A 16201-nucleotide genomic window follows, 5' to 3' on the forward strand; every position below is an offset into this window, starting at 1 on the left:
GTAGCCTCGGCCGACCACCCGTCGAGTCGAGAGCGGTCACCATGTCCTACTTCGTCACCGGAGCGACCGGCTTCATCGGTCGCTACCTCGTCCGAGAGCTGCTGGACCACCGCGAGGGCACCGTCTACGCGCTGTGCCGCGAGGGGTCGCGCGCCCGCCTCGACGCGCTCGTCGAGGAGTGGGACACCGACCGCGTCGTCCCGGTCGTCGGCGACCTCGGCGAGACCGACCTCGGCGTCGACCCCGAGTGGGTGGTCGCGCGGGCCGGCCAGGTCGAGCACTTCTTCCACCTCGCCGCCGTCTACGACATGACGGCCGACGACGAGCTCAACGAGCAGATGAACGTCGGCGGCACCCGCCACGCGCTGGGCCTGGCCGAGCGGCTCGGCGTGCAGCGCTTCCACCACGTGTCGTCGGTGGCGGTCGCGGGCGAGCACCGTGGCCTCTTCGACGAGTCGATGTTCGACGAGGGTCAGCGGCTCCCCTCGCCCTACCACCGCACCAAGTTCGAGTCCGAGCGGATCGTGCGCGAGGAGGCCTCGGTGCCCTGGCGGGTCTACCGCCCGGCCATCGTGGTGGGCGACTCCGAGACGGGCGCGATCGACAAGGTCGACGGTCCCTACTACTTCTTCCCGCTGCTCAAGGCCCTGCGCGACACCCTGCCCGGCTGGGTGCCGCTCGTCGGCGTCGACCTCGGCGACACCAACGTGGTCCCCGTCGACTACGTCGCCTCGGCCATGGACCACCTGGCCCACCTCGACGGTCTGGACGGCCGCGCCTTCCACCTGGTCGACCCCGAGCCGAAGCCCACCATCGACCTGCTCAACACCATCGCGGCGGCCGCGAAGGCGCCGCAGTTCGCGGTGCCCGTCGACCGCAGCGTCACCGGCCTGGTGCCGACCGGGCTGCTCCCCCGGGCACTGCAGCCCACGGCGCTGCTGAAGTCGGCGCTGCGGCTCTCGCCGGTGCAGCTGGTGCTCGAGCAGACCCTGGGCCGCCTCGGCATCCCGCCCGAGGTGCTCGAGCACGTCTCCTTCCCCTCCGTCTTCGCCGCCCGCGAGACCGAGCGGGCGCTCTCGGGCTCGGGCATCTCGGTGCCGGACCTCGACTCCTACGCCCTCGCCCTGTGGTCGTGGTGGGAGGACATGCTCGACGACGCGGTGGCGCGCGACACCAAGGCCGTGCGCGAGCTGACCAACAAGACGGTCGTCATCACCGGGGCCTCCTCCGGCATCGGCCTGGTCACCGCCGTGCAGGTCGCCAAGGCCGGCGGCGTCCCGATCCTGGTGGCGCGCGGAGCCGACAAGCTCGACGCCACGGTCCGGCTGATCCGCAGCCAGGGCGGCACCGCCCACGCCTATCCCTGCGACCTCTCCGACCTCGACGCGATCGACGCCCTGACCAAGCAGCTGCGCGAGGACTTCGACCACCTCGACTTCGTGGTCAACAACGCCGGTCGCTCGATCCGCCGCTCGCTGCGCCTCTCCGAGGACCGCTTCCACGACTTCGAGCGCACCATGCAGCTCAACTACTACGGCGCCATCCGGCTCGTGATGGGCCTGATCCCGGCGATGCGCGAGCAGCGCTCCGGGCACGTCGTCAACATCTCGAGCATCGGCGTGCTCACCAACCCGCCGCGCTTCTCGGCGTACGTCGCGTCCAAGGCGGCCCTCGACGCGTGGAGCAACGTCGTCTCCAGCGAGCTCTACGGCGACGGCATCTCCTTCACCAGCATCCACATGCCGCTCGTGCGCACGCCGATGATCGCCCCGACCAAGCTCTACGACCGCTTCCCCACGATCAGCCCGGCGCAGGCGGCCCGCAAGATCATCACGGCGATGGTCGAGAAGCCGCACGAGATCAACACCAAGACCGGCAGCCTGGGGGCGCTGAGCCACTACCTCGCCCCGAAGACCTCCTTCAAGATCCTGCACATGGCCTACCAGGTCTTCCCCGACAGCGCGGCGGCCAAGGCGCACACCGACGGCAGCCAGGGCGGCCACTCCGAGAGCGAGCAGATGCTGATCGCGCGGCTGCTGCAGGGCGTGCACTGGTAGGCGTGAGGATCCACCACATCGCGACCAGGGCCGACTGGTCGGCCGCCCGGCGCTCGGGCCGCTACGACACCTCCACCCGGGGGCGCACGCTCGCGCAGGAGGGCTTCATCCACGCGGCGCGGCCCGAGCAGGTGCGAGGGGTCTTCGACACCTTCTACGCCGACGCCGACGAGCCCCTCGTGCTGCTCACCATCGAGACCGACGAGCTCGATCGGCTCGGGGTGCCGTGGCGCGAGGACCCCGTCGGCGACCAGACCTTCCCCCACGTGTACGCCGCCCTGCCGCCCGCCGCGGTCGTCGCGGCACAGCCGCTCGGTCCACGCGGCACGACGCCGTCCTTCCTCTCGCTCTTCGTGGGCGAGATGGTCTGGCGCATCTGCCTGGCCGTGCTGGTGATGGTGCTCTCGGGCGTGGCCGGCGTCAGCGCCGCAGCGGTGTGGGGGCGGTCGGCGACGCTGCCGGGGGCCCTGGCGGGTCTGGCGCTGGGTGCGGTGCTGGCGCTGGCAGTCGCGCGCCGCCGCGGCTGAGGGTGGCGAGCAGCACGCCCCCGACCACGAGGCCACCGCCGGCCAGCTCGGTCGGGCTGACCCGCTCCCCCAGCACCAGCCAGGCGGAGCTCATCCCGACGACGGGCACCAGCATGGAGAAGGGCGCCACGCTGCTGGCGGGGTGCCGGGCCATGAGCCAGGTCCAGACACCCGAGGCCACCACCGTGCCCACGAGCACGGTGTAGGCCAGCCCCGCGAGGGCGAGCAGGCCGCCCGGGGTCGCGAGCGTCGTCATCGCGGTGGCGATGCGCTCGGGTCCCTCGACCACGAGCGCGAGCAGCCCCATGGGCAGCGGCGGCACCACCGACATCCACAGGGTGAGGTGCAGCGGCCTGGGTGGCCGCGCCTGCCTGCTGCAGACGTTGCCGACCGCCCACCCGAGCGCACCGGCGAGCGTGAGCAGGAAGGGCAGTAGGCTGGCCGTCTCGGCCCGGTGCCAGCCCACGACCGCCAAGCCGGCGGCCGCCACCACCACCCCGGCCACCCCGCGCGGACCCACGCGCTCGGAGAGCAGGGTGGCGCCGAGGACCAGGGTGAAGGGCGCCGAGGCCTGCAGCACCAGCGACGCCAGCCCGGCCGGCATCCCGACCGCCATCCCCCAGTAGAGGAAGAGGAACTGCACCGTGCCGAAGCCGAGCCCGTAGCCGACGAGCCAGCGCAGCGGCACCTGCGGGCGCGGCACCCACAGCAGGGTCGGCACGGCGATCACGGCGAAGCGCAGCGCCACGAGGAAGAAGGGCGGCACGTGCGCCAACGAGGCCTCGATGGCCAGGAAGTTCAGCCCCCACATCGTGGCGACGGCGACGGCGAGCAGCTGGTGTCGGACGGGCACGTCGCTCATCGTGGAGCGGTCCGGCGTGAAGGACAACCGAGATCTGATGACCTGTCCCGTTAGGCTGCCTACATGGATGTGCGTCACCTGGCGCTGCTGCGCGAGCTCGCCGACCGCGGGAGCCTGGCCGCGGTCGCCGCCGCGGGGCACCGCACCCCCTCCGCGGTCTCCCAGCAGCTGCGCACGGCGGAGCGCGCGGCCGGCATGGCGCTCGTCGAGCACTCCGGTCGCGGCGTGCGGCTCACCGAGGCCGGCCTGCTGCTGGCCCGGGGCGGGGCCGAGGTGGCCGCCGCCCTGGCACGCGTCGACGCCGCGTGGGACGCCTTCCGCGGGGGCGCGAGCGGCGTGGTCTCCGTCGCGGCGCTGCCGAGCGCGGCGACCTACCTGCTCCCCCGCCTCCAGCAGCTCCTGGAGGGCACGGCCCTCGAGCTGAGGTGCAGCGACGACGACCTCGCCGAGGCCGACTTCGCCCATCTGGCCGCCGACCACGACCTCGTCATCGCCCACAGCGTTACCGACGACCGGCCCGCCGGCACCGACGGGCTGACGGTGGTGCCGCTGGTCGTCGAGCCCCTCGACGTGGCGCTCGCCGCCGACCACCCGCTCGCGGAGCGCCCGTGGCTGCACGCGCGGGACGTGGTCGACGAGCGCTGGATCGGCGTGCCGCGCGGCTATCCCTTCGACAGCGTCCTGGTCGCCGTCGAGCGAGCCACCGGGGCGCGGCTCGACGTGCGGCAGCGGGTGCGCGACAACCGCCTCGTCGAGGCGCTGGTGGCGACCTCGCGGCACGTCGCGATCCTCCCCCGCTTCACCACGCCCACCGGCGACAGCGGCCTGGTGCTGCGCGAGCTGCGCGGCGTCCGTGCCCGTCGCCACGTCGTGGCCGTCGCGCGGCCCGACCGCGCCGAGCGCCTGGCCGTGCGCACCGTGCTCGACCTGCTGCAGCAGGTGGCCGCGGAGGTCGCGTCGGCTGACTAGTCGGGGGACGTCGCGCTGACCATGACGCGGTCGACCCGGTCGAAGGTGGCCAGCACCGTGCGACCCTCCTCGGCGAGGCCGGCCAGGCCGGCGTCGTCGCCGGGGTCGAGGCTCACCGCCTCCTCCCACAGCGCCTTCTCCCGCACCGACCAGTCGTCGCAGACCTCGCGCTCGACCTCCTCGAAGCCCGCTCGCTGCAGCCCGAAGGCGACGTCGAGGGTGCGCAGCGCCTGCGGCACCTCCTCGTCGTCGCGGTCGCGCGCCTCCCAGGCCGTCATCACCACCCGGCCACCGGGACGCAGCACCCGGCGCACCTCGGCGTAGGTGTTGAGGTCGCGCAGCGAGAACTGCACGGAGTCCAGGCACATCACCGCATCGACGCTGTCGGCCTCCAGCCCCGTGTCGGCCAGGTCGCCGACGCGGAAGTCGGCGTCCTGGGCCTGCGCCTCGGCGTTGGCCCGGGCCTGCCGCACGGCCTCCGCGGAGGCGTCGACGCCCACGAGCCGGGCACGGGTGCGCGTCGCGACCTCGAGGCCGTAGCCGCCGCGACCGCAGCCGAGGTCGAGCAGCACGTCGTCGGGCACGAGTCGCAGCGCGACGGTGACGTCGTCGAGGCCGCTGCCGGGCACGAGCCCGGTCACGAGCAGCAGCGGGGGCAGGTCGAGGTGGCGGCGGACGAGCTCCTCGCGCGCCGCGGAGGTGCTCAGGCGGGCGTACCAGTCGTCGAAGTGCGCGGCGTCCTTGGCGGTCATGGTCGGGTCGTACCCTTCTCGCCGGTGGCCACCGGGCGCGCCGGGTCGCTGACCCACGCGCTCCACGACCCGGGGTAGAGCGCCGCCTCGATCCCGGCGACCTCCATGGCGAGGATGTCGTGGGCGGCGGTGATGCCGGAGCCGCAGTAGACGGCGGTGGCCCGCTCGCGGGCCGCGGCGTACGTCGCGGCCAGCTCGCGCGGGCTGCGGAAGCGGCCGTCGTCGCCCAGGTTGGCCCCCGTGGGCACGTTGACGGCTCCCGGCACGTGCCCGGCCACGGGGTCGACCGGCTCGACCTCGCCCCGGTAGCGCGCCGGATCGCGCGCGTCGACCAGCAGGCCGCCGCGCTCGTCGGCGGCCAGCAGGGCGGCGCCATCGGCGTCGACCGTGGGCATCCGCGCGGGACGCGGCTCGAAGTCCCCCGGCCTGACCGTCACGGGACCGGTCTCCACCGCTCCGCCGGCCTCGACCCAGGCCGACCAGCCCCCGTCGAGCACCCGCACGTCGTCGTGGCCGGCCCACCGCAGCAGCCACCAGGCCCGCGCCGCGGCCCGGCCCTGCCAGTCGTCGTAGACCACGACGGGCCGCGTGCCGCTCACGCCCGCCTCGCGCATGGCGCGGGCGAAGCGCTGCACCTCGGGCAGCGGGTGCCGGCCGGTGCCGGGGCCCGGAGGGCCGGCGAGCGCCGTGTCGAGGTCGACGTACGCCGCCCCGGGCACGTGCCCGGCGGCGTGCTCGGCCGCTCCGGGCGGACCGCCGAGCCGCCAGCGGACGTCGAGCAGGGTGACGTCGGCACGGGTCGTCGCCGGGGTCGTCACCAGCGTCATCAGGTCGGGCACGGAGATCAGCGGGCTCACGACTCCATCACAGCAGAGGTGTGACAGGATCCCGCCGATGGCCGAGCTGCACTTCTTCACCGGGACGATGGACTCGGGCAAGAGCACCCTGGCGCTGCAGACCAACCACAACCACGCGGCACGGGGCCGGGTCGGGCGCATCTTCACCGCCCACGACCGCTCCGGCGTGGCCACGGTCAGCTCGCGGCTCGGCCTGACCCACGACGCGGTCGAGGTCGACCCCGGCTTCGACTTCTGGCGCTACGTCGTCGACCAGCTCACCCACGGGTCCCGGGTCGACTACCTGGTCTGCGACGAGGCGCAGTTCTACACCGCCGCCCAGGTCGACGGGCTGGCGAAGGTGGTCGACGAGCTGCAGATCGACGTCTTCTGCTTCGGCATCCTCAGCGACTTCCGCACCCAGCTCTTCGAGGGCTCCCGCCGGCTGGTCGAGCTGGCCGACCGGATGCAGGTGCTGCAGGTCGAGGCGCTGTGCTGGTGCGGCAAGCGCGCCACCCACAACGCCCGCACGGTGGGGGGCGAGATGGTCACCGAGGGCGAGCAGGTCGTCGTCGGCGACGTCGACGTCGAGGCCGAGGTGCACTACGAGGTGCTCTGCCGCGCCCACCACCGCCGCCGGATGACCACCGAGCGCGCCCGGGCGGTCTCGATGATCGCGGAGCCTCTGCCCTTCAGGTGACGGCCCTTCAGGTGACCAGCAGGGGGACGTGCATCTCCTCGGGGGTCAGCGAGCCGTGCAGCCCGACGAGCGAGGTCTCGAAGCCGTAGTCCTGGCTGCTGAAGAGCGCCCAGGTGCCGTGCGCGACCGCGAGCACCTCGCCCAGCCGGGGGCGCACCGAGGCCTCGGCCCGCCCGAACCAGCCGAGGTCGATCGCCTCGTCGCGGGTGAGCACGGTGGCGCGGTCGCCCAGCTGCTCGCGCCAGGTGGCGGCCACGTCGCCAACGGCTCCCGGGTGGCACCAGACCTGGCGGAAGCGGGCCTCGCCGCCCAGCTGCGCGACGCCGTCGCGCAGCCCCGCCACGCCGTCGAGGTCGAGGGCGGTCTCCGGCGTGGTGTCGACCATGCCGTGGTCGGCGGTGACCACGACCCGCACGTCGTCGGGCAGCGCGTCGCGCAGCTCCTGAACGTCCTCGTCGATGTCGCGCAGCTGGTGGCGCCACCGGGCGGAGTCGACGCCGGCGCGGTGGCCGTGCCAGTCGAGGTCGCCGTCGTAGACGTAGGTGACCGAGGGTCGTGTGGCCGCCGCGGCGACGGCGCCGGCGACGCGCTCGGTGACGTCGTCGGCGCCGACGAAGGCCGCCCCGCGGTGTGCGCAGCGGGTCAGCCCCGACCCGGCGAACTCCGCCTTGCTCACCACCGTCGTCGCGACCCCCGCGGCCTCGAGCCGCTGGAAGGCGGTCGGGTGCGGCTGCCAGGCGAGCGGGTCGACGGGCTGGTCCCAGAAGAGCGCGTTGAGCAGCTCGCCGGTCTCGGGGACGCGCGTGATGAAGCCGGCGACGCCGTGGCGGCCGGGAGGCAGCGCCGTGCCGAGCGAGGTCAGGGAGGTCGCGGTCGTCGAGGGCACCGTGGCGGTCAGCGGGTCGCGGCCCAGCAACGAGTGCAGGTACGGCGCCTGGCTGCGGTGCTGGGCGAGCTGGTCGTGGCCCAGGCCGTCGATGAGCACCACGACGTACGCCGACGCCTCGGGCAGCTCGAGGTCGACGCGGCCGAGGGCGTCGACGCCCAGGGCTGTGGCGACGCCCGGCAGCAGGTCGGCCAGCGAGCGCGCGCCGTACGCCGGTGCGACGAGCCGGCCGGGGACGCCGGGCGTCATCAGCCGTGCGTGCGCGCGGAGAGCCGCTCGGCGAAGGCCAGCAGCGCGTCGACGGCCCCCTGGCCGTCGGCGGCCGAGCTCACCCGCAGCGAGAAGTCGTCGGAGGCCATCACGCCGGTGTAGCCGTGGTCGGCCTCGCACTCGGGGTCGGAGCAGCCCGCGGGCTCCAGGTCGAGCCGGCTGACGCCGCCCCATCCGAGGGTGAGCACGGCCTCGCTGGGCTCGGGCTGGCCGCCCCCGGCGAAGCCGGCGGGGTTGGCGACCATCCGGTTGACCACGACCGAGCGGATCGTGGCCAGGCTGATGGCCTCGGTCGAGGTGGAGGTGTAGGGCTCCGGGAGCAGGTCGTCGGGAGCGTGCTCGTCGGTGTGGCAGAGGATCAGCCGCGTCGGGGTCAGCACGGCGACGGTGATGTGGCGGCGTACCTCGTCGCGGTCGATGGTCGGCTCGTGGTGCACGAGGTAGGCGTCGACCGCCTCCCCCGCCACGGCCGCGCGCACGCCGGCCGCGACCACCTGGGGGTAGTAGCCGGTCTTCTCGATCGCGACGACCAGCTCCTCGAGCCGGTCGGGTGACTCCTCACGCATGGGCGGCATCCTGTCACGCGCCCGCCACGGCCTCATCCCGGGAGCGTGTCACCGACGGGGCTGGAGAGGCGACGCACGAAGAGGTCGGAGCGCGGGTCGGTGACCGGCTCGACCCGGCCGCTGGCGTGGAGCACGCAGGCGCCCTGCGAGGTGGCGTGCACCAGGTCGAGGTCGATGCGCGCGACCTGCGGGAGGTCGATCTTGAGCTGCGCCACGCGGCGCATCAGGTCCTCGACCGCCGCGACGTCGACCTGCTCGCTGCCGCGGTAGCCGAAGAGCAGCGGCGCCGCCTTGATGCCGCGCACGGCGTCGGCGGCGTCGAGCGCCGTGAGCGGCGGGATCCGGTAGACGCGGTCGCCGACCAGGTCGGTGAGCGCCCCGGAGATGCCGAAGGAGACCGCCGGCCCGAAGAGGGGGTCCTCGAGCCCCGCGATCGCGACCGGCACGCCCGAGCTGGCGGTGCGCTGCACCACGAACTCCGCGCCCTCGCCCGGCCCCGCCACGTCGGTGAGCGACTCCCAGGCCTGCTGCATCTCGTAGGGGTCGTCGATGTTGCGCCAGACGTGACCCATGTCCGGGCGCTGCCGCAGCCGCTCGGCCGTCGCCTTGAGCACGACGTCCCAGCCGAGGTGCTCGGCCGCCGCGATCGCCTCCTCGACGCTCTCGACGCGCACCCGCTCCCAGAGGTTGACGCCGTAGTGGGCGAGCAGCTCGCCCATCTCGGCGTCGGTCAGGTCGTGGCCCTGCGGGTGGTGCATCAGCAGCTCGTTGACCTGGCGCGCGGCGGCGTCGACGTCGATGCCCTCGGGCACCCCGGTGCCGGCGTCGCGCCGCCCCAGCCAGGCGGCGTACTCGGTGACGCGCGCGAGGGCGCGGACCGCCGCCTCGACGGCCTGGTAGGACGGCACGCTGCCGCGGCCGGCGGTGTCGCCGGAGACGTCGGGCACGCGCAGCAGCTCCGGCACGCCCTCGCGGCCGAGGAAGGAGGAGACCAGCGGCTTGTCGGACTGCTCCCCGACGGCGGCCAGGACGTTGGCGACCTCGGCCCCGCCCTGGTCGAGCGCGGGGATGTAGACCGCCACGACGGCGTCGACGTGGTCGTCGTCGATCGCGGTGTCGAGGGCGTCCTCGAAGTCCTCGGCGGTGGCGTTGGCGCCGAGCGCGGTGGCGGAGGTGACGGTGAGGCCGCTGGCGACGGCCGCGTCGACGGCGAGCAGGCCCAGGGCGTCGGAGTTGCCGACGATCGCGACGCGCGAGCCCATCGGCAGCGGCTGGTGGGCCAGCAGCTGGGCGACGTCGAACATCTCGTCGAGGGTGTCGACCTGGATGATCCCCGCCTGCTTGAACATCGCGTCGACGGCCTCGGGCGGCGCCGCGATCTGCCGGACGGCGTGGCCCATCGGGACGCCCTGGGTGGTGCGGCCGGAGCGCACGGCGATCACGGGCTTGGAGCGGGAGACCCGCCGGGCGATGCGGGAGAACTTGCGCGGGTTACCGATGCTCTCCAGGTAGAGCAGGATCACCTCGGTGGCGTCGTCCTCCTCCCAGTACTGCAGCAGGTCGTTGCCGGAGACGTCGGCGCGGTTGCCGGCGCTGACGAAGGTCGAGAGACCGAGCCCGCGGCCACGCACCTTCTCCAGGATCGCGGTGCCCAGCGCGCCGGACTGGCAGAAGAAGCCAGCCCGGCCGCGCGGCGGCATCACCGGGGCGAGCGAGGCGTTGAGGCTGACCTCGGCGGCGGTGTTGATCACGCCGAGGCAGTTGGGGCCGATCAGCCGCAGGCCGTAGGAGCGCGCGAGCCCGACCAGCTGACGCTGCCGGCGCCGGCCCTCCTCGCCGGTCTCGGCGAAGCCGCTGGAGACGACGACCAGCCCGTGCACGCCCTTGGCGGCGCAGTCGAGCACGACGTCGCTCACCTTGTCGGCCGGCACCGCCACCACTGCCACGTCGACGTCGCCCGGGATGTCCTGCACCGTGTCGTACGACGGCATCCCCGCCACCGAGTCGGCCGCGGGGTTGACGACGTAGACGCGCCCGGCGTAGTCGCCCATCACGAGGTGGCGCACGAGCACGGCGCCGATGGTGTCGCGGCGGCGCGAGGCGCCGATCACGGCCACCGAGCGGGCGTTGAGGAAGGCGGCGATCGACGCGGCCTCGGCGCGGTGCTCCCGTGCGGAGATCACGCCGATGGAGGTCTCGGTGGGGTCGATGTCGAACTCCAGGTGCATCACCCCCTCGTCCCAGCCGCCCTTCACGACGTAGCCCTGCTCGCGGAAGACCTGGATCATCCGACGGTTCTCCGGCAGCACCTCGGCCACGAAGCGCTTGAGCCCGCGCTCGCGGCCGGCCTGGGCGAGGTGCTCGAGGAGCAGCTGGCCGATGCCGCGGCCCTGGTGGTCGTCGCGCACCAGGAAGGCGACCTCCGCCTCCTCGGGCTCGATGGTGTCGTAGCGGCCGACGGCGAGGATCTTGCCGGCGAGCGTGATCACGAAGGCGACCCGGTCGCGGTGGTCGACCTGGGTGAAGCGCTTGACGTCGCGCTCGGAGAGCTCGGGCATCGGCGCGAAGAAGCGGTAGTACTTCGACTGCTGGGAGACCTGGGAGTAGAACTCGACCAGTCCCTCGGCGTCGCTCGCGAGGATCGGGCGCAGGTGGGCGGTGCGGCCGTCGCGCAGCAGGACGTCGGCCTCCCAGTGCTCCGGGTAGTCCCGGGACACCGCGGTCGGCTGCTCGTCGCTCACCTGTCCGAATCTACCGGTCCGCACCGATCGGCGTGGCCCGTCTCCGACGACCGGCGCGGTTGGGGAGAATCGCCCCATGGCCCGCCGTACCACGCCCCCGCCCGAGGACTTCGAGGAGCACATCGTCGACATCGACGTCGGCGAGGAGATGCGGTCCAGCTTCCTCGAGTACGCCTACTCGGTCATCTACTCGCGCGCGCTGCCCGACGCCCGCGACGGCCTGAAGCCGGTGCAGCGCCGCATCCTCTACTCGATGCACGACATGGGCCTGCGGCCCGACCGCGGCCACGTCAAGAGCGCCCGCGTCGTCGGCGAGGTGATGGGCCGGCTCCACCCGCACGGCGACGGCGCCATCTACGACGCCCTGGTGCGCATGGCGCAGCCGTGGTCGATGCGGCTGCCGACCGTCGACAGCCACGGCAACTTCGGCTCGCCCGACGACCCACCGGCCGCGATGCGCTACACCGAGTGCCGGATGGCGCCCGCGGCCCAGGCCATGACGGCCTCGATCGACGAGGAGACCGTCGACTTCCGGCCCAACTACGACGGGCGCGAGCAGGAGCCGTCGGTGCTCCCGGCGGCGATCCCCCACCTCGTCGTCAACGGCGCGGCCGGCATCGCGGTCGGCATGGCCACCAACATGGCCCCGCACAACCTGGTCGAGGTCGTCCAGGCGCTGCGCCACCTGGTCAAGCACCCCGGCGCCGACCTCGAGACGCTGATGCGCTTCGTCCCCGGGCCCGACCTCCCCACCGGCGGCAAGATCATCGGCCTCGACGGCGTCCGCGACGCCTACGCGACCGGGCGCGGCACCTTCAAGATGCGCGCCACCACGCGGATCGAGTCCGTGACCGCCCGCCGCAAGGGCATCGTGGTCACCGAGCTGCCCTACGGCGTGGGCACCGAGCGGGTGATCGAGAAGATCAAGCAGCTGGTGCAGGCCAAGAAGCTGCAGGGCATCGCCGACGTCAAGGACCTCAGCGACCGCGCGCAGGGCCTGCGGCTGGTGATCGAGGTCAAGAACGGCTTCCACCCGGAGGCGCTGCTGGAGCAGCTCTTCCGGAGCACGCCGCTGGAGGAGTCCTTCGGCATCAACGCGGTCGCCCTGGTCGACGGCCAGCCGCGCACCCTGGGCCTCAAGCAGCAGCTCGAGGTCTTCCTCGGGCACCGCTTCGACGTCGTGCGCCGGCGCTCCACCTACCGGCGCGGCAAGGCGGCCGACCGGCTCCACCTGGTCGAGGGCCTGCTGACCGCGATCCTCGACATCGACGAGGTCATCCAGCTGATCCGGGGCTCCGACAACGCCGAGCAGGCCCGCGAGCGGCTGATCTCGGTCTTCGACCTCACCGAGGTGCAGGCCACCTACATCCTCGACATGCCGCTGCGCCGGCTCACCCGCTTCTCCAAGCTCGAGCTCGACAAGGAGGCCGAGGAGCTGCGCCGCACCATCGAGGAGCTCGACGAGATCCTGGCCGACGACGCCCGGCTGCGCCAGGTGGTCTCCGACGAGCTGGCCGAGGTGGCCAAGACCTACGGCACGCCGCGGCGCACCGTGCTGCTGGCGTCGTCCGGGCAGACCGCCACCTCGACGGCGACGCCGCTGGAGGTGGCGGACGACCCCTGCTGGGTGCTGCTGTCCTCCTCAGGCCTGCTGGCCCGCACCACCACCCAGGACCCGCTCGGCGAGGGCGGCGGCCGCGCCCGGCACGACGTCGTGGTGAGCGTCGTCGGTGCCACCGCCCGCGGCGAGGTCGGGGTGCTGACCTCGGCCGGCCGCCTGGTCAAGGTCGGCGTGCTCGACCTGCCCACGCTGCCCAGCACCGCCTCCCACCCCCACCTGCAGGGCGGGGTGCCCGTCGGCGAGCTGATCACCCTCGACGGCGAGCGCCCGCTCGCGCTCAGCAGCCTCGACCCCGGCTCGGCCGGCATCGCCCTGGGCACCCGGCAGGGCGTGGTCAAGCGCGTCAACCCCGAGGTGCTCGCCCGCGACGAGTGGGAGGTCGTCGCCCTCAAGGACGGCGACGAGGTCGTCGGCGCCGTCGAGCTGCGCACCGGCACCGAGACGCTCTGCTTCGTCACCAGCGAGGGCCAGCTGCTGCACTTCGGCGCCGGCGGCGTCCGTCCCCAGGGCCGTGGGGGCGGGGGCATGGCCGGCGTCAAGCTCGGGGCCGGCGCCCACGTCGTGTCCTTCACCGCCTTCGACCCGACCGACGCCGTCGTGGTCACGGTGTCGGGGTCGTCGTCCGCCCTGCCCGGCACCGAGGCGGGCTCGGTGAAGGTCACGCCCTTCACCGAGTACCCCGCCAAGGGCCGCGCCACGGGGGGCGTGCGCTGCCACCGCTTCCTCAAGGGCGAGGACGCGCTCGTCTTCGCCTGGGCCGGCACCGGTCCGCCGCTCGCGGCCGCCGACAGCGGCGCCCCGGTCGACCTCCCCGAGCCGGTGCTCCGCCGTGACGGGTCGGGCGTGCCCGGCAGCCAGCCCGTGGTCGCGTGCTCCGGGCCTGTCGCCGCCGCGCTCCCCTCCCCCGTGGCAGGCTGACGCCATGCCGCTCGCCGTGCGACGTACCTCCCTGACGCTGCTGCTCCCCGCCCTCGCCCTGGTGCTGGCCGGCTGCGGTGGCGACGACGACGAGACCGGCGGCGACGAGCCGACGGTGGAGGAGGTCCTGGCCGAGGCCAAGACCAACTTCGACGACGCCGCCAGCGTCCGCATCGCCCTGGCCACCGAGTCGGTGCCCGAGAGCGGCAACGGCGTCCTCGGCGCGACCGGGGTGCTGACCCCGGCCCCCGCCTTCGACGGCGAGGTCAAGGTCATCCTCAACAGCTTCACCGCCGACGTGCCGATCATCTCGGTGGGCGGGGTCGTCTACGCCCAGCTGGGCCTGCTCGGCCCGGGCTGGAACGAGCTCGACCCGAGCGAGTACGGCGCCCCCGACCCGGCCGACTTCGCCGATCCCGACGCCGGCATCTCCTCGCTGCTCACGCAGCTGCAAGAGCCGGAGGAGGGCGAGCAGACCCGCGAGGGCGACACCATCCTGACCACCTACACCGGGGAGCTCCCGGGCGAGGCGGTCCAGGGGATCATCCCGAGCGCCGACGACTCGGTGACCTACCCGACCACCGTCGGCATCGACGACGACGGCTTCGCGACCTCCGTCGAGATCACCGGGCCCTTCTTCGCCGGCGGCGACGACGTGACCTACGACCTCGGCTTCAGCGACTACGACGAGGACGTCACGGTCGAGGCTCCCGCCGAGTGAGCCGGGGGTGAGCGAGCCCGGGCTGGGCGCGCAGCGGCCCGACCGCGCGGCTCGCGCCCTGCTGGGGCTGGCCGCGGTCGCGGTCGCCTTCGCGGCGGCCGACACCTACGTCGTGGTGCTCGCGCTGCCCGACATGATGGCCGCGAGCGGGCTCTCGGTGGAGGAGCTGCAGCGCGCCGCCCCGATCGTGAGCGGCTTCCTGCTCGGCTACGTCGCGATGCTCCCGCTGATCGGCCGGATCGCCGACCTCCGCGGCCGCACCCCGGTGCTGCTCGCCTCGCTGGTGCTCTTCGCCGTCGGCTCCCTCGTCACCGCGGCGGCGTACGACCTGCCCTCGCTGGTGGTGGGCCGCTTCCTGCAGGGCGTCGGGGGCGGCGGGCTGGTGCCGGTGACGCTGGCCCTGGTGGCCGACCTCTACCCGCCGGAGCGCCGCGGGGTCCCGCTCGGCGTCGTCGGCGCGGTGCAGGAGCTCGGCAGCGTGCTCGGCCCGCTGCTCGGGGCGCTGGTGCTCGCCGTGGGCGACTGGCGCGACATCTTCTGGCTCAACCTCGCCGTCGGCCTGCTGCTCGCCGCGGCGATCCGCACCCTGGCGGTGCGCTCGGCCGCGCCCTCGGTGGAGCCCGCCCGCACCCGTCGTCCGGACCTGGTCGGACTGCTGCTCCTGGCGCTGCTGGTGACCGGCGTGCTGCTGGTGATGCGGCAGCCGCGTGGGCTGGTGACGTCGGTGCAGTGGGGCGGTCCCTTCGTCCCCTACGCCGACGGCGGCTCGATCTGGCTCTCCCCCGTCGGCACCGTGACGGTGCTGCTGGGCGCGGCCCTGCTCGCGTGGCTGCTGCTCGCGCCGCGGCCGCTGGTCGACCTGCGCCGCTGGGGGCTGGCCGCCCGCGAGGCCGACCTGGTCGGCGCCGGGCTGCTCGCCCTCGCGCTGGGTGGCGTCATCCTGGCCTTCGCCACCGCGGACCCGGAGGTGCAGGTCTTCTCCCCCGCCGGACCCTGGTACCTCGGCGGCTCGGCCGTGGCCACCGCGCTGCTGCTGCTCCACCAGCGCCGCGCGGCCGACCCCCTCGTGCCCCGCGGCGCCTTCGCCGAGCGGCCCGCTTGGGGCGCCGTCGTCGTCAGCTTCTTCGTCGGCTCCGCGCTGATCGCCGCGCTGGTCGACATCCCGATCTTCGCCCGGCTCACCGTGGCGGAGGGGTCGCAGCTCGAGGCGGCCCTGGTGCTGGTGGAGTTCCTCGTCGCGCTCCCGGTCGGCGCCCTGCTCGGCGGCTACCTCGTCCGTCGGCTCCCCCACGGCCCCGTGGCCGCCGCCGGCATGCTGCTCGCCTCCGCCGGCTTCGTGCTGATGGCGCGCTGGGACGCCGCCTCCCTCGAGAGCCTGCTCTCGGTGGCCGTGCTGGCGATGACCGGCCTCGGCTTCGGCCTCGCGCTGGCGCCCGTCAACGCCGCGCTGCTCGCCGCCACCCGCCCCGCGGTGCACGGCGTGGCGAGCGCCCTGCTCGTCGTGGCGCGCATGGTCGGCATGCTCGTCGGCATCAGTGCGCTCACCACCATCGGACTGCGCCGCTACTACGCCGTGCAGACCGACGTGCCCTCGCCCAACGAGGTCTGCGGCGGCAACCGCACCCGGTGCGCGGAGTACACCGCCCTGATCGAGCAGGCCGGGCTGACGCAGCTGACCACCATCTTCGCCGGGGCCGCGGTCTGCGCGCTCGTCGCGGCGCTGCTGGCCCTGGTGACCCTGCGACGGCGCCAGCACTCCCCACTAGGCTGAGCGC

At 74.0% G+C, this 16201-nt stretch carries 13 protein-coding genes; 7 read left to right on the plus strand and 6 right to left on the minus strand.

The window, feature by feature from the left end; all coding sequences use genetic code 11:
- The first annotated feature begins 41 nt into the window (after positions 1 to 41).
- Both IG63_RS0118230 and IG63_RS22330 read left to right on the plus strand, forming a co-directional pair.
- The gene (locus IG63_RS0118230; RefSeq protein WP_030485778.1) at positions 42 to 2057 is read left to right on the plus strand and encodes an SDR family oxidoreductase; all 2016 of its coding nucleotides are present in this window, start codon (positions 42 to 44) and stop codon (positions 2055 to 2057) included.
- Positions 2058 to 2059: 2 nt separating this feature from the next.
- Entirely contained in the window at positions 2060 to 2584 is a 525-nt protein-coding gene (locus IG63_RS22330; protein ID WP_084597311.1) for a DUF952 domain-containing protein, read from the plus strand.
- Here the strand turns inward: IG63_RS22330 and IG63_RS0118240 are convergent.
- Positions 2478 to 3437: an EamA family transporter gene (locus IG63_RS0118240; protein WP_030485780.1), complete on the minus strand. Its 960-nt coding sequence runs from the start codon at positions 3435 to 3437 to the stop codon at positions 2478 to 2480. The two genes, IG63_RS22330 and IG63_RS0118240, sit on opposite strands and share 107 nt — an antisense overlap.
- 72 nt (positions 3438 to 3509) lie before the next feature.
- Here IG63_RS0118240 and IG63_RS0118245 point away from each other — a divergent pair, with 72 nt between their 5' ends.
- A complete protein-coding gene (locus IG63_RS0118245; RefSeq protein ID WP_030485781.1) occupies positions 3510 to 4415 on the plus strand; it encodes a LysR family transcriptional regulator in 906 nt (301 codons plus the stop codon).
- Here IG63_RS0118245 and IG63_RS21830 read toward each other — a convergent pair.
- Together IG63_RS21830 and IG63_RS0118255 are read right to left on the minus strand one after the other, a co-directional pair.
- Complete coding sequence (locus IG63_RS21830; RefSeq protein WP_051707166.1) at positions 4412 to 5167, minus strand: class I SAM-dependent methyltransferase; 756 nt, start codon at positions 5165 to 5167, stop codon at positions 4412 to 4414. The two genes, IG63_RS0118245 and IG63_RS21830, sit on opposite strands and share 4 nt — an antisense overlap.
- A complete protein-coding gene (locus tag IG63_RS0118255) occupies positions 5164 to 6024 on the minus strand; it encodes a sulfurtransferase (RefSeq protein ID WP_245604499.1) in 861 nt (286 codons plus the stop codon). The genes IG63_RS21830 and IG63_RS0118255 overlap by 4 nt, the downstream gene beginning before the upstream one ends.
- Before the next feature lie 37 nt (positions 6025 to 6061).
- Here IG63_RS0118255 and IG63_RS0118260 point away from each other — a divergent pair, with 37 nt between their 5' ends.
- A complete protein-coding gene (locus IG63_RS0118260; protein ID WP_030485784.1) occupies positions 6062 to 6703 on the plus strand; it encodes a thymidine kinase in 642 nt (213 codons plus the stop codon).
- A 7-nt stretch (positions 6704 to 6710) separates the two neighbouring features.
- Here the strand turns inward: IG63_RS0118260 and IG63_RS0118265 are convergent, their stop codons facing one another.
- From IG63_RS0118265 to IG63_RS0118275, 3 genes are read right to left on the minus strand one after another with little or no spacing between them, the layout of a single operon-like run.
- Positions 6711 to 7838: an alkaline phosphatase family protein gene (locus tag IG63_RS0118265; RefSeq protein ID WP_030485785.1), complete on the minus strand. Its 1128-nt coding sequence runs from the start codon at positions 7836 to 7838 to the stop codon at positions 6711 to 6713.
- Complete coding sequence (locus tag IG63_RS0118270) at positions 7838 to 8425, minus strand: DUF5998 family protein (protein ID WP_030485786.1); 588 nt, start codon at positions 8423 to 8425, stop codon at positions 7838 to 7840. Before IG63_RS0118270 ends, IG63_RS0118265 begins: the two co-directional genes overlap by 1 nt.
- A gap of 32 nt (positions 8426 to 8457) precedes the next feature.
- Positions 8458 to 11166, minus strand: coding sequence for a bifunctional acetate--CoA ligase family protein/GNAT family N-acetyltransferase (locus IG63_RS0118275; RefSeq protein ID WP_030485787.1), 2709 nt, complete (start codon positions 11164 to 11166; stop codon positions 8458 to 8460).
- A 76-nt stretch (positions 11167 to 11242) separates the two neighbouring features.
- On the opposite strand from IG63_RS0118275, the gene IG63_RS0118280 reads away from it, so the two are divergent.
- From IG63_RS0118280 to IG63_RS0118290, 3 genes are read left to right on the plus strand one after another with little or no spacing between them, the layout of a single operon-like run.
- A complete protein-coding gene (locus IG63_RS0118280; RefSeq protein ID WP_030485788.1) occupies positions 11243 to 13705 on the plus strand; it encodes a DNA gyrase/topoisomerase IV subunit A in 2463 nt (820 codons plus the stop codon).
- A 4-nt stretch (positions 13706 to 13709) separates the two neighbouring features.
- Positions 13710 to 14426 (plus strand): LppX_LprAFG lipoprotein, encoded by a 717-nt coding sequence (locus IG63_RS21040; RefSeq protein WP_051707168.1) that lies wholly within the window; start codon positions 13710 to 13712, stop codon positions 14424 to 14426.
- 7 nt (positions 14427 to 14433) lie between these two features.
- Positions 14434 to 16197, plus strand: a complete 1764-nt coding sequence (locus IG63_RS0118290) for an MFS transporter (protein WP_245604500.1) — start codon at positions 14434 to 14436, stop codon at positions 16195 to 16197.
- Positions 16198 to 16201: the final 4 nt, after the last annotated feature.

It is taken from the genome of Nocardioides aequoreus (assembly GCF_000720335.1).
Lineage (GTDB): Bacteria > Actinomycetota > Actinomycetes > Propionibacteriales > Nocardioidaceae > Marmoricola > Marmoricola aequoreus.